23 protein-coding genes are annotated in these 23,259 nt (G+C 65.6%); all 23 read right to left on the bottom strand.

All coding sequences use genetic code 11. The annotated features are described in order from the left end of the window. Positions 1–259 precede the first annotated feature (259 nt). The 23 genes from QMC81_02780 to rpiB all read right to left on the bottom strand — a co-directional run bounded on the left by QMC81_02780 (position 260) and on the right by rpiB (position 23,257). The gene (locus tag QMC81_02780) at positions 260–4,501 is read right to left on the bottom strand and encodes an S-layer homology domain-containing protein (protein ID MDI6906402.1); all 4,242 of its coding nucleotides are present in this window, start codon (positions 4,499–4,501) and stop codon (positions 260–262) included. Between the two features lie 238 nt (positions 4,502–4,739). After that, positions 4,740–5,300: a pyruvate kinase alpha/beta domain-containing protein gene (locus QMC81_02775; GenBank protein MDI6906401.1), complete on the bottom strand. Its 561-nt coding sequence runs from the start codon at positions 5,298–5,300 to the stop codon at positions 4,740–4,742. A 449-nt stretch (positions 5,301–5,749) separates the two neighbouring features. Continuing rightward, complete coding sequence (locus tag QMC81_02770) at positions 5,750–6,784, bottom strand: rod shape-determining protein (protein ID MDI6906400.1); 1,035 nt, start codon at positions 6,782–6,784, stop codon at positions 5,750–5,752. Between the two features lie 162 nt (positions 6,785–6,946). Next, positions 6,947–7,198 carry a sporulation transcriptional regulator SpoIIID gene (spoIIID, locus tag QMC81_02765; GenBank protein MDI6906399.1) on the bottom strand — a complete coding sequence of 84 codons (252 nt, stop codon included), beginning with the start codon at positions 7,196–7,198 and terminating at the stop codon, positions 6,947–6,949. Positions 7,199–7,362: 164 nt separating this feature from the next. Then, a complete protein-coding gene (gene spoIID / locus QMC81_02760; GenBank protein ID MDI6906398.1) occupies positions 7,363–8,337 on the bottom strand; it encodes a stage II sporulation protein D in 975 nt (324 codons plus the stop codon). 213 nt (positions 8,338–8,550) lie between these two features. Then, entirely contained in the window at positions 8,551–9,150 is a 600-nt protein-coding gene (locus tag QMC81_02755) for a copper amine oxidase N-terminal domain-containing protein (protein MDI6906397.1), read from the bottom strand. A gap of 122 nt (positions 9,151–9,272) precedes the next feature. Continuing rightward, positions 9,273–10,043, bottom strand: coding sequence for a sulfite exporter TauE/SafE family protein (locus QMC81_02750; protein MDI6906396.1), 771 nt, complete (start codon positions 10,041–10,043; stop codon positions 9,273–9,275). 64 nt (positions 10,044–10,107) lie between these two features. Continuing rightward, positions 10,108–10,806 carry a GntR family transcriptional regulator gene (locus QMC81_02745; GenBank protein MDI6906395.1) on the bottom strand — a complete coding sequence of 233 codons (699 nt, stop codon included), beginning with the start codon at positions 10,804–10,806 and terminating at the stop codon, positions 10,108–10,110. A gap of 227 nt (positions 10,807–11,033) precedes the next feature. After that, complete coding sequence (locus QMC81_02740) at positions 11,034–11,450, bottom strand: F0F1 ATP synthase subunit epsilon (protein MDI6906394.1); 417 nt, start codon at positions 11,448–11,450, stop codon at positions 11,034–11,036. A 93-nt stretch (positions 11,451–11,543) separates the two neighbouring features. Continuing rightward, positions 11,544–12,959, bottom strand: coding sequence for a F0F1 ATP synthase subunit beta (gene atpD, locus QMC81_02735; GenBank protein MDI6906393.1), 1,416 nt, complete (start codon positions 12,957–12,959; stop codon positions 11,544–11,546). Positions 12,960–12,985: 26 nt separating this feature from the next. Beyond that, entirely contained in the window at positions 12,986–13,852 is an 867-nt protein-coding gene (gene atpG / locus QMC81_02730) for an ATP synthase F1 subunit gamma (GenBank protein ID MDI6906392.1), read from the bottom strand. A 38-nt stretch (positions 13,853–13,890) separates the two neighbouring features. Further along, positions 13,891–15,423, bottom strand: coding sequence for a F0F1 ATP synthase subunit alpha (gene atpA / locus QMC81_02725; protein MDI6906391.1), 1,533 nt, complete (start codon positions 15,421–15,423; stop codon positions 13,891–13,893). A 15-nt stretch (positions 15,424–15,438) separates the two neighbouring features. Continuing rightward, positions 15,439–15,987: a F0F1 ATP synthase subunit delta gene (locus QMC81_02720; protein MDI6906390.1), complete on the bottom strand. Its 549-nt coding sequence runs from the start codon at positions 15,985–15,987 to the stop codon at positions 15,439–15,441. Further along, positions 15,981–16,469, bottom strand: coding sequence for a F0F1 ATP synthase subunit B (gene atpF, locus QMC81_02715; GenBank protein ID MDI6906389.1), 489 nt, complete (start codon positions 16,467–16,469; stop codon positions 15,981–15,983). The genes QMC81_02720 and atpF overlap by 7 nt, the downstream gene beginning before the upstream one ends. Before the next feature lie 106 nt (positions 16,470–16,575). Beyond that, positions 16,576–16,812 (bottom strand): F0F1 ATP synthase subunit C, encoded by a 237-nt coding sequence (gene atpE / locus QMC81_02710; GenBank protein MDI6906388.1) that lies wholly within the window; start codon positions 16,810–16,812, stop codon positions 16,576–16,578. Between the two features lie 49 nt (positions 16,813–16,861). Then, positions 16,862–17,608: a F0F1 ATP synthase subunit A gene (gene atpB, locus QMC81_02705; GenBank protein MDI6906387.1), complete on the bottom strand. Its 747-nt coding sequence runs from the start codon at positions 17,606–17,608 to the stop codon at positions 16,862–16,864. A gap of 8 nt (positions 17,609–17,616) precedes the next feature. Then, entirely contained in the window at positions 17,617–18,030 is a 414-nt protein-coding gene (locus QMC81_02700; protein MDI6906386.1) for an ATP synthase subunit I, read from the bottom strand. 51 nt (positions 18,031–18,081) lie between these two features. Further along, positions 18,082–18,306 carry an AtpZ/AtpI family protein gene (locus tag QMC81_02695; protein ID MDI6906385.1) on the bottom strand — a complete coding sequence of 75 codons (225 nt, stop codon included), beginning with the start codon at positions 18,304–18,306 and terminating at the stop codon, positions 18,082–18,084. Between the two features lie 212 nt (positions 18,307–18,518). Further along, positions 18,519–19,646, bottom strand: coding sequence for a UDP-N-acetylglucosamine 2-epimerase (non-hydrolyzing) (gene wecB / locus QMC81_02690; GenBank protein MDI6906384.1), 1,128 nt, complete (start codon positions 19,644–19,646; stop codon positions 18,519–18,521). A 66-nt stretch (positions 19,647–19,712) separates the two neighbouring features. Beyond that, positions 19,713–20,318 (bottom strand): DUF4276 family protein, encoded by a 606-nt coding sequence (locus tag QMC81_02685; protein MDI6906383.1) that lies wholly within the window; start codon positions 20,316–20,318, stop codon positions 19,713–19,715. Then, positions 20,318–21,484 carry an AAA family ATPase gene (locus QMC81_02680; protein MDI6906382.1) on the bottom strand — a complete coding sequence of 389 codons (1,167 nt, stop codon included), beginning with the start codon at positions 21,482–21,484 and terminating at the stop codon, positions 20,318–20,320. Before QMC81_02680 ends, QMC81_02685 begins: the two co-directional genes overlap by 1 nt. A 66-nt stretch (positions 21,485–21,550) precedes the next feature. Then, a complete protein-coding gene (gene glyA / locus QMC81_02675) occupies positions 21,551–22,792 on the bottom strand; it encodes a serine hydroxymethyltransferase (protein MDI6906381.1) in 1,242 nt (413 codons plus the stop codon). Between the two features lie 9 nt (positions 22,793–22,801). Next, a complete protein-coding gene (gene rpiB / locus QMC81_02670) occupies positions 22,802–23,257 on the bottom strand; it encodes a ribose 5-phosphate isomerase B (GenBank protein MDI6906380.1) in 456 nt (151 codons plus the stop codon). Positions 23,258–23,259: the final 2 nt, after the last annotated feature.

Below are 23,259 nucleotides of genomic sequence, written 5' to 3'. Positions count from 1 at the left end.
AGAACTTCTCTCTATAATGACGCGCGAAACGCCCGGAGGGTTTCCCCGGGCCGCGGGGGTCGACCATTTTTAGCCGTGAAAGGTTAACTCAGTTAATAATCTAGCGTATGTCGGAGGATGTTGCAAAGGTGATTTTTGGGATGGCCGCATCCAGACGGGCAAAAAAAGTCCTCGATGGATGAACGGAGGGTCGCCGGGGGCTCAATGTTGTCAAGGCCGGTTTTTTAAGTAAAGGGCCTGACCCCTTACTTAACGCCCCCTATGATTCTAACGGGACGTTGATGCGGCCGAGGATGACGGCGACCTCGGCGCGGGTCAGGCGGGCGGCGGGCATGAAGACGCCGCCTTCGCGGCCGGTGAGGATGCCGGCGGCGTAGGCGCGGGCCACCGCCGGGCGCGCCCATTCCGGGACGGCGTCCCAGTCGCGGTACGGCGGCGCGGGCAACGGGTCACCGGTCTCGGCCGGGAGCAGCGCCATGTCGTCCAGGGCGGCGACCAGCAGGGCGGCGGCCTCGGCGCGGGTGACCGGCGCGGAGGCGCGGAAGGTGCCGTCGGGGAAGCCGCTGACCACGCCGCGCTCCACGGTCTCGGCCACGGCGGGGCGAACCCAGGCCGGGATGCGGTCGGCGTCGGCGAAGGACGGGACGGCGTCCGGATCGGGATGCAGGCCCAGCAGGCGCGCCAGGACGGCCGTTAACTCGGCACGGTTGACGGCCGCGTCCGGGCGGAAGCGGCCGTCGGGGTAGCCGGCCATCAGGCCGCGCGAGCGGGCCTCGCGGATGGCGTCGGCGGCCCAGGAGGCGGCAACGTCGCCGGCGTCGCGCGCGGGCTCGCTGATGCTCAGGGGGAATGGTACCGTCACCGCGGCCACGCCGCCGGTGCGGCCGTCGACGGCGACGAGGCGCAGGGCGTTCTCTCCGGCCAGCCGGCTGACGGGGGCGATGAAGCGCCCGTCCTTGACCTGCAGCGTCTGCCGGCTGCCGTCCTCACGGTAGAGGTAGACACGGTCGGCGTCGGTACGGCCGTCGAGGAACAGGTAGTCGAGCATCGGCAGGCCGCGGGCGGAGAGCTTCGGCGGGGCGGTGCCGGGCAGGCTGCGCGCGGCGACGGCGGCCGCCACCGGGCCGGTGGACGGCAGGCCGACGAGTTCGGTAAAGCGGACCTCCTCCGCGGGCTGGAGGTCCCGCGGTAGGACCGGATAGCCGTCCTTGGTGACGCGGGAGCGCGGGGAGAGCTGCACGGTCCGGCCGTCTTCCAGCTCGAGGCGCAGGGTCTCCCCGTCGTAGGCGGCGACGCGGCCCTCCCCCTCCCCGGCGGTCTCGGCGACGTCGATGCGCTCCACCTCCGAGGTCCGGGGGTCGAGGGTGAGGCGCACCCATTGCCCGGACGAGAGGGCGCCGGCACCGGCGGCGAAGCCCCAGCGGAAGACGGCGGTCCGGGGCGTGAGGTCGAAGCGGTGGAAGCCGCCGTGGACATCGTTGAGGTAAAGGGTGCCCCGGCCCTCGCTGACGTACAGGACCTGTCCGTAGAGGACGCGGGAGAAGGCCTCCAGGGCGAGGACGGCGTCGTCGCCGGGCAGGAGCACGCCCTGCACGCGGTCGCCCGGAGCCAGGTCCGCCAGGCCGGCCGCCTGCCCGTCCCGCCGCACCGGCGCGCCGGGGAAAAGGCGGAAGGCGGCGCCGGTCTCCAGGGTCAGGGCGCCGTCGCCGGGGGAGACCGCGCGCAGGGCGCCGAGGGCCAGGTGGCGGCTGACGACCACCCGCTCCACCTTCCCGGTGGAGGGGGCGATGACCAGGCTGACGGCCATGCCCGGCAGCAGCGCGTCGAGGTCGTCCGTCGCGGTGGCGCCGAAGGGGAGGTCGGCCCAGCTCCCGTTGACGATGCGGTCGACGAAGGCCAGGTCGGCGTCGGCGGCCAGGGGGTAGCGCTGCCCGTCGAGGAGCCGGAGTTCGCCGCCCGGGCCGGTATGGGCGGCCAGGATGCCCTCGGCGGTGCGGTAGGAGGCCGAGACCTCCCAGAGGGTCTGGGCGGACGGGTTGATCACCGCGGTGACCTCGGCCCCGTCGAGGAGCCGCGCCGGCGCGGCCGGCGCGCCGTTGACGAGGGGCGGGCCCGCCCCGGGGTCGATGCGCCGGCCGCCCTCGCGCAGCTCGGCGCGGAGGGAGGCCAGGATGACGCCGCCGTCTTCGCCGCCGCCCAGGCGGCGGACGCCGTTCTCCCGCCAGGTGCGGTAGGCGGCGCGCACGGCGCGGGGGTTTTCGGCGGAGCCCAGGTAGTAGACGTCGGCCCCGGCGGGAAGGCCGCGGGAACCGGAGAGCAGGCGACCGTCGGCGGCCACGGCCGGCGGCGCGCCGGCCAGGCTGAGGGGCGTGCCGTCACTGAGCAGGGCCCGTCCATTCGCCGCGCGGGCGGAGAGGACGCCGCGGGACGGCAATTGGCCGTAGACCAGGGCGAAGTCCTGGGCCGCCGCGGGGGCGTAGACGGCGGGCTCGGTGACGCGCGCCCCGCGGACGGTGATCTTGTAGGTGCCGGGCGCGGGGCGTTCGATCCGCACACGCTCGACGTTGTTGACGTCGTCCCGGCGGCCGCGGTTTTCGGTGTCGTTGCCGCGCCAGGTTCTCCCCCCCGGGCCGGTGACGATGAGATCCAGGTCGTTGACCAGGGCGCGCGCCGCCCCGGGCGCCGCCGGGGGATCGGTCCAGGCCAGGGTGACGCAGAGCGGCTGGCCGGGGCTCTCCACCTCGTAGGTGTAGGTCAGCTCACCGCCCTCGCCGATACCGCGGCGGGGTTCTTCAAAGAGGAAGGAACGCTCCTCCAGGGCCAGCACGGCGGAGGCCAGGTCGAGCCGGCCGAAGCCCTCGGCGGCGGTGTCGCCGGTCAGGGGGCGGGCGCCGTTGACAAGGACGGCCTTGACCAGGGCGGCCGAGGGGGACTTCAGGCCGAAGCCCTTCCTCAGTTCCTCGCGGAGCAGGGCGGCGGCGCCGCCGGCCACGGCGGCGGCCATGCTGGTGCCCTGCCGGGCGACGTAGGCGGGGTCCCCGCCGCCTTCGGCCGGCGCCAAACGGGAGCGGTTGGAGATGATGCCGGCGCCCGGGACGACGAGGTCCGGCCGTATGCGCCCGTCGGCGGCCGGGCCGCGGCTGGAGAAGGACGCCACCCGGGAGGCGCCGGCGGTCTCCGGACTGAGGAGCGGGCGCGGGTTGGACGAGGCGCCGACGACCAGGGCGTTCTTGGCGTTGGCCTCGCCGGTCAGGGTGCCGCTCCCGGGGCCTTCGTTGCCGGCGCCGAAGACCGGCAGGAAGTCGGGGTACCAGAAGACGAAGCGGTCGACCTGGGACGCGCTGCTGTTATAGTAGCTTTTGCCGGCGCCCCAGCCGTTGACGTGGACGCGGACGCCGCCCTCGTAGGCCGGGCGGAAGAGGCTCACCAGGTCCGGCGGCGGCTGCGGCTGCCCCTGGCGGTCGGCGATGGCCTGCACGTACAGGCCGGCGCCGGGGGCCAGGCCGCGGAAGCGCCCGCCGGAGGCGGCGCCGTTGCCGGCGATGGTGCCGGCGACGTGGGTGCCGTGGCCGTCGCGGTCGGCGGGATGGCCGCCGGTCAGGGAGCGGAGCATGATGACTTTCGGGCGCACGCCCGGGGGATTGACGAAGTCGGGCGGCAGGTCGGACATGGAGCCGCGGTCGAGGCCGCTGTCGGCGACGCCTACGGTCTCTCCGGCGCCGGTCAGGCCGAGGCGGCCGGCGAACCCGGCGACGGCCAGGGGCGCGGCGCCGACGACGTCGGCGGCGCGGTCGTTGAGCAGGGCGGCCGGGGCGTAGGGCTCGATGTAGACGACGTGCGGCGAGGCCGCGATGTCGCGCAGGCGGGCGGCCGGGAGTTCCGCGCGCAGGATGCGCCCGTCGTCGTCGTCCAGGCCGGCGAGGACGGCGCCGCCGGCCTCTTTGACGGCCTGCGCCAGGGCGGGGCGGTCCTCGGGGGCAAAGGCGACGACGTTGACGGATAAGGGCGCCGGACGCCGGGCGCCGGACGCCGGAGCCGAAGGGTCGCGGGGCGGCGATCCGCTTTGCGGGGCGCCGGGCGCCGGTTCCCGGGCGGCGGCTGAACGCAGTGACGGGTCGAGGCGGTCCTCGGGGGCATGGGGGACGAGCGCAGCGCCGAGGAGGCGCGCGGCGTCCCGCTCCCGCGCCGCCGGGACGCGGACGAGACAGGTGCCGTCGCCGAGGGGGTCGCCGAGCCGGGCCCCGAGGGCGGCCAGTTTTTTGCTTAGGGCGGCGCGGGCGGCGGCCGCCGGGGCGGGGACGCGGTAGAGGCGGAGGTCTTCGGCGCTGCCAGCGCCGCCCCGGGCCTGGTCCGCGGGGGCGGGCAGGCCGAGGGCGGCGCGGAGGGAGCCCGGCAGGGCGTCCGGCCGGGAGGACAGGTAGAGGCGGCCGCCGAGGCTTGCGGCGGCGAGAAGCAGTATTGTTACGCCGAGGGCGAGGATGAGCTTCCTGTTCTGACGCATTCTTCCACCCTAATCGTAAAACCCGCCGGGGGACGCAAATGTGACATTTAAGTTAGGGGCGCAGCAGACAAATTTAGGTATTCGCCCCCATTTTATCACGTGGCGGAAAAACGTTGGACAACTAATAAGTGTAATAGGTGGCAGGCGTTGCCTTCAATGTCGAGCAGGACCGCAGGGTGGGAAAGCCTCCGTCCCGGGTGAAGGGACGGGGCCTTTTTACGGACGCCGGCCGGTATAGCTAGAAGTCGCGGGGCTTGCAGACTATCTCCCGCACGCGGGTGTCGAAGAAGTGCTGGGAGTGGGCCGGGCTGATGACGGCCGCGGTGTCGGCGCCGCTGCCTGAGCCGCCGACGGCGACGACGTCCTCGCCGGGCGGGACGAGCCCGGCGTCGCAGGCCATGCCGCAGATCTCGACGCAGACCTTCAGCCCCTGGCCGAACATGCGCAGGGTGGTGGCGATGATCTCGGCCGGGTAGACGCCGCCGAACTTGAAGCGCAGGGCGCGGTCGAGGCCGGCCATGAGGTGGGTAGTGGTCAGGAGCTTGACGCCTCGTTCGGTAAGGGCGCGGCGGGCGGCCTCGCCCATTTCGTCCTCGCCGGGCTTGGCGAAGCCCGCCTGGTGGGTGACGCAGACGACCTCCAGGCCGCCGGCCAGGTCGGCCAGGGCGAGAGCGGTCCGGCCCGAGCAGGAGGCGACCACGAGGCGCGGGATGTTCAGTTCGCGCGCCCGCCGGACGGCGAGTTCCAGGGTCTGGGCGGTGTTGGCGGGACCTCTGGCGGGGAAGTACAAAAGAATCACCTCGGACTACAAATCTAGGATACAAAGTACGGGCGGACCAGAGGTCCGCCCCTACGATTCTATATTCGGCCTTCTCGTTATCGCAGGGGCACAGCTCCGCCTGTGCCCGGGTCTGTACACCGCTCATCCAACCCGTCACCGAGGGCGTTGTCCCAGGCACGTCGTTCCCGAAGCTCGGCATCCCAAGCTTCCGGGGCTTCTCGCAAGGCGGCGTAGGCCCTGTTCGCTTCCTCAAGGAAGCGCCGTCGACGATAATCCTCGATTGCCTTACCGGCTGCTTCTTGCATCGGATTACCCACCCTGTATCACGATACCTAAAACTTATACGGATTACGGGCGGACGCAGAGGCCGCCCCTATGATACTAAGGGGAGCCTTCGTTGGCGTAGGGCTATGGATCACGGGCCGACGCGGAGGTCGGCCCCTGCCTTTCTAAGGAAGCCTATATCTTTAGACCACGCGGCGGAAGATGTTCGGCTGCTTGGGGGAGCCGGGCAGGACGCCGATCATTGACAGGGCGCGGCCGGTGCCCAGGGCGACGCAGGAGACGGGGTCGTCGGCGAGCATGGCCGGCAGGCCTGTCTCCTCGCTGATTAGGTTGTCGAGTCCGTTGAGCAGGGAACCGCCGCCGGTCATGATGATCCCCTTGTGGACCAGGTCGGCGGCCAGTTCCGGCGGGGTCTTCTCCAGGACCTCCTTGACGGCGGCCACGACGGCCAGCAGGGGCTCCTGGATGGCCTCCCAGATCTGGCGGGAGCTGACCTCAACCGCCTTCGGCAGCCCGCTGACGACGTCGCGGCCCCGGACCGGCATCCGGCGATCCTCGGTGCGGGACGGGTAGGCGGTACCGACATCGATCTTGAGCTCCTCGGCCGAACGCTCGCCGATCATGAGGCTGAACTCCCGGCGGGCGTAGCGGACGATGGCCTCGTCGAACTTGTCCCCGCCGACCTTAATCGAAGTCGCGGCGACGATACCGCCGAGGGAGATGACGGCGACATCGGTGGTGCCGCCGCCGATGTCGACGATCATGGACCCGCTGGCCTGGGAGACGTCCACCCCGGCCCCGAGGGCGGCGGCCATGGGCTCCTCGATGACGTGCGCCTGTCGGGCGCCGGCCTGCAGGGCGGCCTGGCGCACGGCGCGCTCTTCGACGCCGGTGACCTCCGCCGGGATGCAGATCATGACCCGCGGGCGGAGGAACATACGGCGGCAGCCGGCTTTATTGATGAAGTAGCGGAGCATCCTTTCGGTGACGTCGAAATCAGCGATGACGCCGTCGCGCAGGGGGCGGGTGGCGACAATGTTGCCCGGGGTGCGGCCGAGCATCCGCCGGGCCTCCTGGCCGACGGCGATGATCTGTCCGGAGTCCTTGTTGATGGCCACCACCGAGGGCTCCCGCAGGACGATGCCCTTGCCCTTGACGTAGACGAGCACCGTCGCGGTACCGAGGTCGATGCCGATGTCGGGGGCCCAGTTGAACACGGTTAACCCTCCGTCTTCCGCTTACAGGCCGAGGGCTTGTCCCGGGAGGGAGGGGTGCCCCGTGGGACCGGCGCGGTCACGCCTGCCTCTAGCCAGGCAGAGTTTTATCAACCAGGTATATTCTACACGATTCGGGGGTATTCCTCTACAGCCGCCAGGATTTTACCCGTTTTCTTTATATTTACGGCGGGTGGCCTCGCCGCCGCGGAGGTGGCGCTCGGCCTTGTTGAATTCGAGGACCATGCGGATCTTCTGGGCGAGCTTTTTGTTGAGTGAGGGGAGCCGCTCGGTCATATCCTTGTGGACCGTACTCTTGCTGACTTTGAAAACGACCGCGGCCTGGCGGACCGTGGCGTTGGTTTCCAGGATATAGTTGCAGACGTCGAGTACCCGTTTCTGAATGTACTCCTGCATCCCCCTACCTCCCGGTCCAGGCATTTGCTGATTTATATGCGCGGGCGGGAGGGCTGATGCTTGGCCCACAAATAGAAAAAGGCACCGCATGTGGCAGTTTTTTGCCCCCTGGCGTTACCTGCGGCACCGCTTTTAAGTAAGGGGCCAGGCCCCTTACTTAAAACTTAGGGGAGTTTGGCGAGTTCTATGCCCCGGTAGTAGTGGCGCAGGATGGTGCGGTAGTCGCGGCCGTGCTCGGCCAGGCCGGCCGCCCCGTACTGGCACAGGCCCACGCCGTGGCCGTAGCCGCGGGTGACGAAGGTCAGCTCGCCGTCGGCGTACTCGATCTTGAAGTTGGTTGAGCGCAGGTCGAGGCGGTCGCGGACAGCGGTGGCCGAGACGCGCTCGCTGCCGACGGCGAGCACCTTGGGCCGGCCGGTGGAGGTGGTCTCCAGGACGTGGACCGGGGGGCGCCCGCCGGCGGCCGGCAAGACGCGCAGGTCGGTGCCGAGGGCGGCGTCCACTTCGGCCAGGGTGTAGGTCTTGCGCTCGTTGGGGTGCGGGTCGCGGTCGTAGGGGCACTCGACGCTCCGGAGATAGGGGGCGTCGACCTGCCAGACGTCCTCGGCGCTCTCGGTACGGCCGCCGCAGGACGAGTGGTAGACGGGGTCGATGAGTTGCCCCTGGTAGGTGATGACCACGCCCCGGGTCTCATCCACGGCCTTACGGATCTTGTAGTAGTGGCGGTAGTACTCCAGCATTCCCCAGCGGGCCTTGAGCTGGTCGCGGGAGAGCCAGGCCTGGCCGTGGCGCGGGTCGTCGCAGATGTCGGACCCGGGGTGAGGGTTGTTGACGGCGCCGCCGCCTGCCAGGCGCTTGACGATGTAGGTGCGGGCGCAGACGGCCTGCGCCTTGAGGGCCTCGGGCGGGAAGTCGGCCGGCATCTCGGCGGCCACCACGCCGGCAAGGTACTCCTCCATGGAGAGGGTGACCACGCGGTCTTCCCCGTGCAGGTAGACGCGGACCTTGTCGGCGACGTGGGGCTTCGGTTCCGGCCGGACGTCCCGGGCGAGGTCCTGGTAGGCCTGCCGCTGGCCGTCCGGGTAGGCCAGCCAGAGCACCCCCAGAATGATGATCAGTCCCAGGATAAGCCGGCGCACACGTCACCCCTCCCTCACCGTTGTCCCATGGCTATGCGAAGCGGTTGGCTTCTATGCATATTTTTCCCATGGCTTCCATGGGCTAAACGGGGGTCGGGCCCTTTACTTAAAAGATGAGGGGGTTAAAGAAGAAAGCCCCGATGCACGGGGCCGGATGGGGTATGGGAGTTACCGGTCGGCTGTGGCAGGTTTAGTCAATTCGGTGACTGACCGTTAATTAACTTCTGTGGGTTGGGGCGATTCCACCGTGACCGTTCCTGTAGCAATATCGTAACCGACGTTATACCCGAGGGCCTGGGCGATGAAGCGGAGGGGAACAACCACCCGCCCCCGCTCCGACTTCGCGGGAACGTCAAGGGTGATCTCCTTGCCGTTGACCAGGGCGATCCTCTCTTCAAGCCTCAGCGTCAGCATTTTGTCACCCGTGGAGATGGTCGCCGTCCGGGTCTGCTGGTTCCACTGCACCGTGGCCCCGAGGGCTTCGGTGACCGCCCGCACCGGGACCAGTACGCGGCCGGACTTCACGAGGGGCTGCACATCACCGAAGACGCACTCACGGTTGTTGACCACCAGCCGGCACCCGGCGCCCTTGCCCTGCGTGGCCCGCTGCTCAGTCTGCAGCATCGTCCTGGTCTGCGCCTGCGCGGCGTCGCCGCTCAGGCAGGTCTGATCCTGCAACTGCAGGCGCTGCTGGTCTTGCAGCATGACTCCGTTGCCTTTTCCGGCGGGCGACTCGCCCTGGATTGCCAGCGCGGGAAAAGCGGAAACAAGGACAAACGCCGTTGCCATTGCCGCTACCCACAATCGATTCATGCTATCTCCTCCTTACTTGACGAGAGTTCTTTTATACGACTTATTCGGAGGAGAAGCCACATTTTGGGTGGGCCTTTGGGGGACGGTTTTTTTCAACAGGAGAGAAACGGGGCTTTCAGCGGCTACAGGCCCAGCAGTTTGTGGACGTTGAGCAGCCTGGCGGACATCAGGACCACGGAGACGACGAGGAACGCGCGGATCCATCTGTCGCCCTTGTGCACGGAGAAGGCGCTGCCCAGGTAGGCGCCCACGGCGTTGCCCGCGGCCAGGGCGAAGCCCAGCAGCCAGTCGACCTTGCCGCTGAGGACGAAGACCAGGAGCGATGAGGTCATGTAGATGAGGGTGATCAGGACCTTCAGGCTGTTGATCTTGACCAGCGACAAGCCGGTGATGAGGGCCAGGGCGGCGATGATGATGAACCCCACGCCGGCCTGGATGAACCCCCCGTAGAAACCGACGCCGAAGAAGACCAGGGCCGCGGCGGCGAGGCGCAGGCGGCTGAAGTCCTCGCGCTCCTGCTGCAGGAATCTCTTCTCGGGGCGCCAGATGATGAGGACCATCACCGTCAACATGACGATGGCCAGGACCTTGTTGAACATCTCGTCGGAAAGGGAGATGGCGAACCTTGCCCCGGCGATGGAGCCCAGGACGGCGGGAATGCCGAGCATGACGCTCAGCTTGGGGTAGAAGAAGCCTTTCCGGCGGAAGTACCCGATGGCCACCAGGCTCTGGACCATCAGGGCCACGCGGTTGGTGCCGTTGGCCACGGCCGAGGGCAGGCCCAGGAAAATCAGCACGGGCATCGAGATCAGGGAGCCCCCGCCCCCGACGATGTTGACAAACCCGCAGACAATGCCCGTGACCAGGATGAGGGCGACATCCGTTGGCGACACTGTTAGACTCTCCTCTCCGAAGTATCGCGTTTTGGGCGTTCAGGTTCTGTTTATGCGGCGGGAATCAATACGCTTCTTCCGGACGGTCCGCCATCCTTTTGAAGTAGGCGTGCCGGGAGTTGTTGATGTGCTCCCGGGCTACCCGCTCGGCCAGGTCGCCGTCGCGGAGACGGATGGCATCCGCCAGCCGGCGGTGCTCCCGCGTGGCCTCGGCGACGCGTCCCGGCTGGAAGTGCCACCCCGCCCTGGCGTAGCGGGCGATGCAGTCCACCAGGGAGTTGATCATGGCATACAGGCGCGGGCTCCCGGCCGCCCGGTAGATGGTGTCGTTGAACTCGCGGTGGGCCCTTTCCATAGCGTCCAGGTCGCCGTGGGAGGCCGTCTCCTCGGTGGAACGCAGGAGTTCGAACAAGCGGGCCAGTTGCTCAGCTTCGATCTTCTCGGCGGCCATGCGGGCGGCGAGGCCCTCCAGGACCTCGCGGATGCGGTATACCTCGTAGACCTCCATGTCGTTTACCTGGGTCACCAACGCGCCAACGCGAGGCAGATGGGATACCAGGCCTTCCTGCTCCAGGAGGCGCAGGGCCTCGCGGACGGGGGTCCGGCTGACGCCGAGCTGTTCCGCCAGCCTGCGTTCTATCAGGCGTTCGCCCGCCTGGAGTTCGCCTTTCAGGATGGCCTCGCGCAGCTTCCTGTGAACCTTGTCACGGATGTGCGATTCCAGTTCGGTTTCAATGGGTCTCAGGGACACCGTGTGGGGCATTCTACCTTCACCTCTTTGGTATACGGTATACCATCCGGTTGGAAGTATTATAGAAGATTGGGGCAATGCCGGCAAGAGTTAGGTTGTACTTTTTTAAGTAAGGGGCCTGACCCCTTACTTAAAAAAAGAAACAGGGCGGACACGGAGGTCCGCCCCTAGCCCTGTACGGGATTTGCACCCTTTTTTGAGTCAAGATATAAGTTGGGGGCCTGACCCCTAGTGCACCCCTAGTGCATGGAGTCGGGCTGGGCCGCTTTGAGCCGGGCCAGGGCCCGGGCCAGGGCGGCCTCGGCGCGCGCGATGTCGATCTCGGGGCTCTTGGAGGCGAGCCGCTGCTCGGCCCGCTCCTTGGCCCGCTGCGCGCGGGCGACGTCGATCTCCTCGGCCAGCTCAGCGGCGTTGGCCAGGATAACCGCGTTCGAGTCCTTGACCTCCATGAAGCCGCCGCTCACCGCCAGCTTCGTCCACTTGCCTTCCTTCTGTACACGGAGGATACTGATCTTAAGGCTGGTGATCAGCGGGGCGTGCTCGGGCAGGACACCCAGGTCACCGTCGGTGCCGACGGCGTGCACCATCCGCACGTCGTCGGTGTAGACGATCCGCGCCGGGGTGACCACTGTCAGCTTTTGTGTTTTTTCTGCCATGTTATCAGGCACTCCCCTCGTTTCCGTTTCCCCGCGGGGGGCGCATCATTTTTAAGTAAAGGGCCTGACCCCTTACTTAAAACGGCACCTAGCCTAGGCGGAGAGGATCTGCTTGCCCTTCTCCACCGCTTCCTCGATCGTGCCGACCATGTAGAAGGCGTCCTCGGGCAGGCCGTCGTGCTTACCTTCAAGGATTTCCTTGAAGCCCCGGACGGTATCCTTCAGGGAGACGTAACGGCCGGGCCGGCCGGTGAAGGCCTCGGCCACGGTGAACGGCTGCGACAGGAAGCGCTGCAGCTTGCGGGCGCGCGCCACGACCAGCTTGTCTTCCTCGGACAGTTCCTCCATGCCGAGGATGGCGATGATGTCCTGCAGCTCCTTGTAGCGCTGCAGCACCTTCTGCACGCCGCGGGCCACCTGGTAGTGCTCGGGGCCGACGACGTTCGGGTCCAGGATGCGGGACACGGAGTCCAGCGGGTCCACGGCCGGGTAGATGCCCAGCTCGGTGAGCGCCCGGGACAGAACGACGGTGCCGTCCAGGTGGGCGAAGGTGTTCGCCGGGGCCGGGTCGGTCAGGTCGTCGGCGGGCACGTAGACGGCCTGGACCGAGGTGATGGAGCCCTTCACCGTGGAGGTGATGCGCTCCTGGAGCTGGCCCATCTCGGTGGCCAGGGTGGGCTGGTAGCCCACGGCCGACGGCATCCGGCCCAGCAGAGCCGAAACCTCGGAACCGGCCTGGGCGAAGCGGAAGATGTTGTCGATGAAGACGAGCACGTCGGCGCCCTCTTCATCGCGGAAGTACTCGGCCAGGCACAGCCCCGTGAGGGCGATGCGCAGGCGGCAGCCCGGCGGCTCGTTCATCTGGCCGAAGACCATCATGGTCTTGTCCAGAACGCCGGACTCGGTCATCTCCAGCAGGAGTTCGTTGCCCTCGCGGGTACGCTCGCCGACGCCGCAGAAGGCGGAGATGCCGCCGTGCTGCTTGGCGATGTTGTTGATCAGTTCCATAACGATAACGGTCTTGCCCACGCCGGCGCCGCCGAACATGCCGATCTTGCCGCCCTTCATGAAGGGCACCAGCAGGTCGACGACCTTCAGGCCGGTCTCAAGCTGCTCGACCTGGGTGGATTGGTCGACCAGGGGCGGAGCCGGGCGGTGGATGGGGTACTTCTTCTCGCTCTTGATCTCCCCGAGGCCGTCGATGGGGTTCCCGAGCACGTCCAGCAGGCGGCCGAGGACCGCGCGGCCCACCGGCACCGAAATCGGGGCGCCGGTGTCGACGGCTTTCATGCCGCGCTGCAGGCCGTCGGTGGTGGACATGGCGATGCAGCGGGCGACATTGTTGCCGAGGTGCTGCGCTACCTCCAGCGTGAGGTCGATCTTCTTGCCGAAGACGTCCTCTTTCTCGCTGGTGATCTTGATGGCGTTGTAGATCGGGGGCACCTGTCCCGGAGGGAACTTGATGTCCACGACGACGCCGATGATTTGTACGACTTCACCAACATTCATTGGCTTCCCCGAACCTCCTCCGTGCGTTATTCGAGCGCGGCCGCGCCGCCGACGATGTCGAGAAGCTCCTTGGTGATGCCTTCCTGGCGCAGCCGGTTCATCTGGAGCGTGAGGCGGTCGATCATTTCGCCCGCGTTCTTGGTCGCGCTGTCCATGGCGGTCATGCGGGCGCTCTGCTCGCCGGCCTTGGACTCCAGCAGGCCGTGGAAGATGGTGTTCTCCACGTAACGAGGCAGCAGGTCGGCCAGTACCTCCTCGGCCGAGGGCTCAAAGATGTACAGGGCCTGGGGGCCGTGTACCTCTTCCTTCGGCCCGGCGCCCTCCGGCGGTTCCACCGGCAGGAGCTTGGTCACGGTGGGCTGCTGGACCATGACGTTCACGAACTTCGAGAAGATCAGGTAGACGGCGTCGTACTCGCCCTCAACGTAACCGTTCATAGCCACCCGGGCGATGTCGCGCGCCTGCCCGACGGTGATGTTCTCGCCGAGCCCGACGAACTGGTGGTCCATCTTCACCCCGCGGAAGCGGAAGAAGTTCCGCGCCTTGCGGCCCACGGCGATCAGGGAGGCCTCCGGCCACTTATCGATTTCTTTAACGGCCGTGCGGAGAATGGCGCTGTTGAAGCCGCCGCACAGGCCGCGGTCTGCGGTGACGATGATGAAGGCGACCTTCTTCGGTTCGCGCTTTTCCAGCAGCGGGTGCTTGACGTTCCCGGCCACCGAGGCCACCCGCCCCAGGACCTCGTGCATCTGCCGGGCGTAGGGACGCGCGGCCAGGACGGCGGTCTGGGCCTTGGACATCTTGGCCGTGGCCACGGCCTTCATCGCCTTGCAGATCTTCTGCGTACTCTGAACGCTCTTAATGCGACGCCGGTAATCGCGTAGTGACGGCATCCTTACACCTCACTTTCCCCGGAGATCCGCCCGGCGTCCTAAGACGCCAGTTGAATACCGTGCTGCAACGCGAAGTTCTTCTTGAACTCCTCCAGGGCGCTTTTCAGTTGCGGCTCGACGTCGCTCGTGATCTCCTTCTTCTCCTTGATGGCCGCGCCGACTTCCGGCTTCTGGGTGCGCATGAACTTCAGGAACTCGGCCTCGAACTCGCGCACCTTGTCCACCGGGATGTCGTCCAGGTAGCCGCGGACGCCGCAGTAGAGGGACATGACCATCTCTTCCAGCGGCATCGGCACGTACTGGTCCTGCTTCAGCAGCTCGACCAGGCGCTCGCCGCGGGTCAGACGGGCGCGGGTGGCCTTGTCCAGGTCGGAGCCGAACTGGGCGAAGGCCGCCAGTTCACGGTACTGCGCCAGGTCAAGTTTGAGCTGGCCGGCCACCTGGCGCATCGCCTTGCGCTGCGCCTTGCCGCCGACGCGGGAGACTGAGAGGCCGACGTTGACGGCCGGGCGGACGCCGGCGTAGAAGAGGTCCGGCTCCAGGTAGATCTGGCCGTCGGTGATGGAGATGACGTTGGTCGGGATGTAGGCCGACACGTCGCCCTGCTGGGTCTCGATGACCGGCAGCGCGGTCATGGAGCCGCCGCCGTAGTTCGGGTGCAGCTTGGCCGCACGCTCCAGCAGGCGGGAGTGCAGGTTGAAGACGTCGCCCGGGTAGGCCTCGCGGCCCGGCGGGCGGCGGAGCAACAGGGCCAGCTCGCGGTAGGCGGCGGCCTGCTTGGAGAGGTCGTCGTAGACGATCAGGACGTCCTTGCCCTGCTCCATGAACTCCTCGCCCATCGACGCGCCGGCGAAGGGAGCGATGTAGAGCAGCGGGGACGGGTCGGACGCGCCGGCCACCACGACGATGGTGTAGTCCATCGCGCCGTAGTCACGCAGTTTCTGTACGACGTTGGCGACCGTGGACTGTTTCTGGCCGACGGCGACGTAGATGCAGATGCAGTCCTGGCCCTTCTGGTTGATGATGGTGTCGACGGCGATGGCCGTCTTGCCGGTCTGGCGGTCGCCGAGGATCAGCTCGCGCTGGCCGCGGCCGATCGGGATCATGCCGTCGATGGCCTTGATACCGGTCTGCAGCGGCGTATCAACCGGGCTGCGGTAGATGACGCCGGGGGCGATCTTCTCGATCGGGCGGAACTTGTCGGAGTTGATCGGACCCTTGCCGTCCAGCGGCTGGCCGACCGGGTTCACGACGCGGCCGATGAGGGCGTCGCCCACGGGCACGGAGGCGATACGGCCGGTGCGCTTGACCATGTCGCCTTCCTTGATGTGGGTGTAGGGACCGAGGATAACGCAACCGATGTTATCCTCTTCCAGGTTGAGGGCCATCCCGAGGACCCCGCCCGGGAACTCCAGCAGCTCGGAGTACATGCACTCTTCCAGACCGTACACCCGGGCCACGCCGTCACCGATCTGAATGACGGTACCGACGTCGGTGACCTCGACCTGGACCTCATATTTTTCAATCTGCTGGCGAATAATGGAGCTTATCTCTTCCGGTCGAAGATTCATTACCCTGTGTCACCCCTATCCTACTTGAGTTTCGCGGATCTGCTCCCGGATCCGCTCGAGCTGGCGCTTCACGCTGGCGTCGATGATCCGGTCGCCGATGCGGATGACCAGGCCGCCCAGGATCTCGGGATCCTCCTGGTAATGCACACGGATTTCCTTACCCGTCATCTTCGCCAGGGCGTCCATAAGGTTGACTTTTTGCACGATCGAGATCGGTACCGCCGAAGTGACGGTGACCTCCGCGATGTTGCGGGTCTGGTTCGCCATCCGGAAGTACTCCTCGGCGATGGCCTTCAGGAAGAACTCCCGGCGGGCGTCAAGGACGACCCCGAGAAAGTTGAGTATCACCGGAGAAACCTGATCGGCGAAGATTTCTTTGAGGACGCTCTTCTTGACGTCGGTCGGCACCTGGGGGTGATAGAGAACACGCGCCAGGTCGCGCGAACCATCCAGGGCCCCGAGCACCCCCCTGAGGTCGTTCTCCAGCCTGTCGATCAGGTTCTGCTCGCCGGCGATGTCGAAAAGCGCCTGCGCGTAACGTTGCGCCACAGCCCCTTTTAACATGGCAGGCTGCTCACCTCTTTAATGGCGTCCTGCACCAGGGCGCTCTGCGCATCGACGTCCAGGCCCTTCTTCACCACCTTGGCCGCCACAAGCACCGCCAGGGAAGCCGCCTGGTCGCGTAGTTCGGCGACCGCTTTATCCTTCTCCCGCTGGATGTCCTGCATCGCGCTTTCCTTCAGGCGGACCGCCTCGTTCTTGGCCGCCTCGATGATGGCCTGCGCCTGCTCCTCGCCCGCCTTGGCCGCCCGCTCGATCATCTCCTGCGCCTGCTCGCGGGCCTTGCGCAGCTCGGCCTCCAGGTCGGCCTTGACCTTCTCGGCGTCCAGCCGCTGCTGTTCGGCCTGCGCAATGTTATCGGCGACGAACTTTTGCCGGTCCTCGAGCACCTTGAGCAACGGCTTGTAGGCCACTAAGCGCAACAACACCAGCAGAAGGAAGAAGTGGAAGATCTGTGCTAATAGTGTCGCGTTAAATTCCAGCACCTGGCAACCTGCCCCCTTCCTTCACGATTACGACGGATTCTGAAAGGAAACACGTAGCAGGTTTCGGTCTGGCGTCGAACCTAAAACCTGCTACCCGGTTTGTGCATCAGCCGCCAAGCTTGCCCATCAGGATGAAGGCGATAACGATGGCGATAATCGGCAGGGACTCGATCAGACCGACGGAGATGAACATCAGGGTCATCAGGGAGCCGCGGGCTTCCGGCTGACGGGCTACGCCCTCGAGGAGCTTACCGGTCACGATACCGTCACCGATAGCAGCGCCCATAGCTCCGACACCAGCAGCGATACCCATACCAAGAGCAGCACCAGCAGCGAGATCCATTATGTAGTTCCCTCCTCAATGATAATTACCTGATATTAAGTTTTTGTCCTTAGTGGTCATCCGCTACCGCCATGCCGATGTAGGCAATAGATAACATGGTAAAGATGAAGGCCTGGATGAAGGACACGAAGAGTCCGAATCCAAGCCAGACCACGGAGGCCGTGAAGCCGCCGGCTACCTCGGCCACGCCGGTGATCAGGCCCAGCAGGGCCAGTACCATGATCTCTTTACCCTTCATGTTGCCGAAAAGTCGGAAGGCCAGGGTAACGGGTTTGGCCAAGTCCTCCAGGATGGTAATGGGTAGGAAGAACGGGAATGGTTGGAGATAATGCTTAAAGTAGCCGAGTCCCTTGTACCGGATGCCCCAGACGTAGATCAGGACAAAGGTAATCAGGGCCAGGCCGAAGGTCGTGTTCACATCCGAAGTGGGGGCCATGGCCGTAGGCACCAGTCCCAGAATGTTCATCGCGCTGATGAACAGGAAGTAGGTGATGATGATGGGGAATACCGCAGCGCCCTTCTGCCACGACATGTTGTCGTTCATCAGCCCGCGCAGGAACTCCAGGATCATTTCCATAAGCGAGGCCATCTTCGACGGTTTGCGAAGGCTCGTCCCTCGGGCGCAGACCCAACCCAGCAACAATACCAATCCCATGGCGACCCAGGTGAAGACGATGGTCTTCCCGTTGAGGTCGATGGGGTAGCCGGCCAGCTGTCCAAGATGCCAGGTCGGCTCGATCCCCCAGATGTCGATCTGATGCTCTATGTGTTCGATGCTGAAACCTTCCGCCGCCACCGCCCTATTCACCTCCTTTCTTTAGCGAGTCGAAATGCACTGCCGAGCGAGAAGGCCGGCAGGACGAAGAGTCCCGCCAGCAAGCCCAGCAGGTCAAACCACCCTGTCTTCAGGCCGAGGAAAAGCACGGCAAAGAGGATCACCCAGCGCACGACCACCAGGCCGGCGCGGAAGACGGTGCGGACTTTGTCGACGCCCTCGGCGCGGCCCCGCGTCAGGAGGGCGAAGTCGGTCAGCCCCTTGACGCGCAACGCGAGCAGGTACCCGTTGACCACGCTGACGGCGACGCCCACGGTGAAGCCCAGGAAGACGGGGTGCCGCACCCCGCCGAGAAGAAGCACGAGGACCGCCGCCAGCACGCAGGCCGACCAGCGGAGGGCCTTTTGGATGTGGATGTCGAATTCAAGGGCGATGTCCGACAACAACCTGCACTCCCACAGACTATTCAGGACTCAGCTCAACTCAACCGGCCCCTATTTGAAGATGCGCGACACCGTGCGGTAGACGCCCAGCGTCCCGGCACCCAGTCCCGCCAGGAGCCCCAAGACCATCAGCCACGGCGCGGTGCCGAACCGTTCATCCAGCCAGCGCCCGCCCCACAGGCCCAGGAAGACACTGGCGGCGAACTGGACGGCGATCGTGGAACCGAGCGCGAAGGCCTTCATCCCCTTCGAGAAGCCGTTGCCCTTCCCGTTCACCGGCTCCCTCCCCTTGCGCCCGCCGTAACTTAATCAGCCATAACCTTACAGTCAGGCCTGGTAACATCAGGCCGGCCTGCCGCCGTTCGACTATTACCTTTGTTTTCAAGGATAGAGTTTCTACAGCCTCGGGATTATTCCTTCCAGGCGGAAAAGTTTTTGACGCCTCTCCGGGAGAAAAATTTTTGGCATGCTCCTCTTTGTGAAGTTGGTCACGGATTTAGCCTGGTACCGCCTTGAACCGACAAAAATTTCTCCAGCGCCGCCACGATGCGTCCCGCGGCCCGTCCGTCCCCGTAAGGGTTGACGGCCTCGGCCATGCGCCGGTAGGCGGCATCGTCCTCGAGCAGCTCGGCCGCCGCGCCGTAGACGGCGTCGTAGGCCGTGCCCACCAGCCGCACCGTCCCGGCCTCGACGGCCTCGGGGCGCTCGGTCGTGCCCCGCAGGACCAGCACCGGCTTGCCCAGGGACGGCGCCTCCTCCTGCAGGCCGCCGGAGTCGGTGAGGACTATGTGGCAGCGGCGGAGTTCGCGTACGAAGTCGAGGTAGGCCATGGGCTCGGTGAGGGTGACCCGGGGCAATCCTCCGAGTTCGGCCTGTACCGCCTCGCGGACGGCTGGGTTGCGGTGGACGGGGAAGACGACCCGTACGTCGGGGTAGCGCCGGACCAGGGCGGCCAGGGCGCGGTAGACTGCGCGCAGGGGCGCGCCCAGGTTCTCGCGCCGGTGGGTGGTGACGAGCAGGGTACGGCCGGGCGGGGCCGGCTCGGGGTCGGGCCCGAGGCGGGCCACGGTGGCCAGCAGGGCGTCGATGACGGTGTTCCCGGTGACCAGGATGGCGGATTCGTCCACCCCCTCGCGGCGCAGGTTCTCCCGCGCGCGGGGGGTGGGGGCGAAGTGCAGGTCGGCCAGCACCCCGGTCAGGTGACGGTTGATCTCCTCCGGGAAGGGGGAGAACTTGTTCCGGGTGCGCAGCCCGGCCTCGACATGGCCGACGGGGATCTGCCGGTAGAAGGCGGCCAGGGCGCCGCAGAAGGTGGTCGTGGTGTCCCCGTGCACCAGGACCATGTCGGGGTTCTCCAGCTCCAGGACGCGCCGCAGCCCGTCCAGGGCGCGGGTCGTGATGTCGAAGAGGCTCTGCCGGTCGCGCATGATGTCCAGGTCGTGGTCGGGGACGATGCCGAAGAGGTCGAGGACCTGGTCGAGCATCTCACGGTGCTGGGCGGTGACGGCGACCCGGCAGTCGAAGTGGGGCGCTTGCTTGAGAGCCAGGACCACCGGGGCCATCTTGATGGCCTCGGGCCGGGTGCCGAAGACGACGAGTATCTTTTTCACATCCACCGTACCTTTAGTAAGGCGTTCTTAGCATGTACGGAGTCACGAACCGAAGGAGGCGAGAAAGGGGGGTTATCGGCCACCGACATTATCGCGGCCGGCAAGAAGTGTGTGAATTCCCCTACAAAACACCTGAAAACTGTAGGATCTGTTGCTGCCCGGATCCATATGGCGTGACACGTTCTTGGCAGCTTCGGTTTTTGATGCCAGCCCCTCAGCATACCCCGCCTGCTTTAGAATCCTATCCAAGGCCTCCCACGTCCCACCCTGGATGGCATCAGGATCACGGAACCCCGTTCGGCGTTCAAGATGAAGCGAAATACGAGGGTATACTGTACGCAAGGCCGGGACGTCACCAAAAAACCACGCCTCCAATTCCTCCAAAGCAATCCGAACCAGCGACCGGGTCTCAAGACCTGTTTCACGCACCACGTCGACGATTCTTTGCTTAAGCTCTCGGCAGTCGTCATTATCCCGGTCGACCAAGATAACAATTCTGTAGTCCGGAGGTAGCCAACGGGAATACCCCTTGAGGCGACTGGGCAGCTTCGACAGCAAGTCTTGTTTCCCTCTGAAACTGTGGACCGAAAATCCGTGATCCTCACCAATAATCTTGGGCAACAGCGTGTCCAAGACGCATTTGGCGGACAACTCCTCCACCAAAACCTCGAAGTGCATCAGGGGTTACCCCCTTGCAAAAAACCCTCGTACCACAAACTTCCCAGGGTGGCGCCCTCGGCTATGAATTCGGTTACACCACGAACTCTATCCGCCCTTTCAATGACTGCATAGCCGTCTTGGTTACGGCTCATGACCCACAATTCCTCCGGGCGAACAGCATCAATAAAGAAAGGTGAGTGGGAAGAAACAAATGTCTGTGTTTGATTGGAGTGCTTGCGGAACTCCTCGGCTAAAGTGGTCAAAAGCCTGGGATGGAGTCCGTTTTCCGGCTCCTCAATGCACAGGAGCGGAGGAGGATCCGGGTCGTTCAATAGAACCAAGTATGCAAACATCTTAATGGTCCCGTCGGAGACGTAACGAGCCAGAAACGGATCCTGAAAAGGCCCGTCCTTGAACCGCAAGGCTACCCGCCCATCAATGGTCGTCTCGGCCGTAACTGTCTCCAAGGCGGGGATCCTTTCCGCTACCCGACCAAGTATGTGTTGCAGGACCCCCGGATACTGCTCAGAAAGGTGTTGTATGACGTTAGGAAGGTTGTCGCCTGTCCGAGACAAATGCTCCATTGGCCCCGATTGAGGCACCTGGCGCGCCTGGTCGGGAACAAAATAGGATAAGAACCACCCTTCAATAAACCGGCGGAAACTGGCGACCCGCGGATTATCAGCTAGCTGACCAAATCCCTTGATGGCCAAGATATCAGGGCTGTCGGTTGCCGCTTCAATGCGGCGGTCTTCCGCCTCGGGCCGCTCCCCGCTGATGATGTACCCTTTACCATATTCAAAGTTAAGGAAATAGAACGGCTGACCCCTTCTTCCACGTCTCCACTTCAAGAATTCCCTGGCCACGATCGGTTTACCATCTACCTCTTCGATAGAAAGATGGTAAGTAATCTTGGGTTCTTTACGGCCTTCACGATAGACAACTTCGATCTCAATGGGGCCGGCGGCACCTCGCGAACGTACTTCTACCAATTTACCACGGGCCTCTAAGGCCTTACGAACGTTAGTTTGCAGACAGTCAGAAAGAAAGCCGAAAACATCGAAAAGGGTAGACTTGCCACACCCGTTCGGACCCAGGACTACGGTCAACGGATGGAGATCTTTGATCACTATATTACGAAGCACACGATAGTTTTTGATACGCAATTCCTCAATACGAGCCACTAGGAGTCACCTCCCTCACACAATCTTTCTCCCTTTGCATTTTTTCCGCCACGGCCTAGATATAGTCTATACCACATACAACGGATAGGCGTTGCAGAGGTCGGCCACCATCCTGCGGGCGCGCTCGGCCCGGGCCCCGTCGTGGATGTCCTCCAGCGCCAGGGCGATGATGTCGGCGATGACCCGCATGTCGTCCTCCTTCATCCCGCGGGTGGTGACGGCCGGGGTGCCGATGCGGATGCCGCTGGTGACGCGCGGGGGCTGCGGGTCGTACGGGATGGCGTTCTTGTTGACCGTCACCCCGACGGCGTCGAGGCGCTCCTCGGCCTCCTTGCCGGTCAGGCCCTTGGGGCGCAGGTCGACGAGCATCAGGTGGTTGTCGGTCCCGCCGGACACGAGGTCGAAGCCGTGCTGCAGGAGAGCGTCGGCCAGGGCGGCGGCGTTCTTGACGATCTGGGCCTGGTATTCCTTGAACGACGGCTGCAGGGCCTCGCCCAGGGCCACGGCCTTGGCAGCGATGACGTGCATCAGCGGGCCGCCCTGCACGCCCGGGAAGACGCTCTTGTTGATGCCCGCCGCGTACTCCCCGCGGCAGAGGATCATCCCGCCGCGCGGGCCGCGCAGCGTCTTGTGGGTGGTGGTGGTTACGATCTCGGAGTAGGGGACGGGGTTCTGGTGCAGGCCCACGGCGCACAGGCCGGCGATGTGGGCCATGTCGACCATCAGCCTGGCGCCGACGCTGTCGGCGATCTGCCGGAAGCGCGCGAAGTCGATGGCCCGCGGGTAGGCGCTGGCGCCGGTGACGATCAGCTTCGGCCGGTGCTCCTCGGCCAGGCGCCGCACCTCGTCGTAGTCGATGCGCCCGGTCTCGGCGTTGACGCCGTAGGAGACGATGCGGAAGAAGCGCCCGGAGAAGTTGACCTTCGCGCCGTGGGTCAGGTGCCCGCCGTGGGCGAGGCTCATGCCCATGATGGTGTCCCCGGGCTCCAGGACGGTGAAGTAGGCGGCCATGTTGGCCTGCGCGCCGGAGTGGGGCTGGACGTTGGCGTGGTCGGCGCCGAAGAGCTGCTTCGCGCGGTCGATGGCCAGCCGCTCGGCGATGTCGACGAACTCGCAGCCCCCGTAATAGCGCTTGCCGGGGTAGCCCTCGGCGTATTTGTTGGTAAGGACCGAGCCCTGCGCCTCGAGCACGGCGCGGCTGACGAAGTTCTCGGAGGCGATCAGCTCCAGCTTGGAACGCTGCCGCTCGGTCTCCAGGGCGATGGCGCGGGCGATCTCCGGGTCGACCTCGGCCAGCGGGCGCATCATATTCAACTCTTATTCCCCCTTGGAGTATTTTTCTTCGATGGCGGTGATCTTGGCCACCCGCCGGGCGTGGCGGCCGCCCTGGAACTCGGAGGTCAGCCAGGCGGCGACGATGTCGCGGGCCAGACCGGGGCCGATGACCCGCTCGCCGAGGGTCAGGACGTTGGCGTCGTTGTGCTCCCGGGCCGCCCGGGCGGAGAAGGTGTCGTGGCAGAGGGCGGCGCGGATGCCGGGGACCTTGTTGGCGGCGATGCAGACGCCGATGCCGGTCCCGCAGAGGATGATTCCCCGGTCGAACTCGCCCGACCGGACGGCCTCGGCCACGGCCCGGGCGAAGTCGGGGTAGTCGACGGACTCGGCGCTGTAGGTGCCGAGGTCTTTGAATTCGTAGCCGGCAAGGCCGAGGTAGTTGATGACCTCCTGTTTCAGCCGGAAGCCGCCGTGGTCACTGGCGACGGCGATGCGCAACA

The organism is Thermoanaerobacterales bacterium (genome assembly GCA_030019475.1).
Taxonomy (GTDB): domain Bacteria; phylum Bacillota; class Desulfotomaculia; order Desulfotomaculales; family JASEER01; genus JASEER01.
The sequence above is the reverse complement of the archived record's forward strand: the minus strand, read 5'-3'. Positions and strand labels throughout refer to the sequence as shown.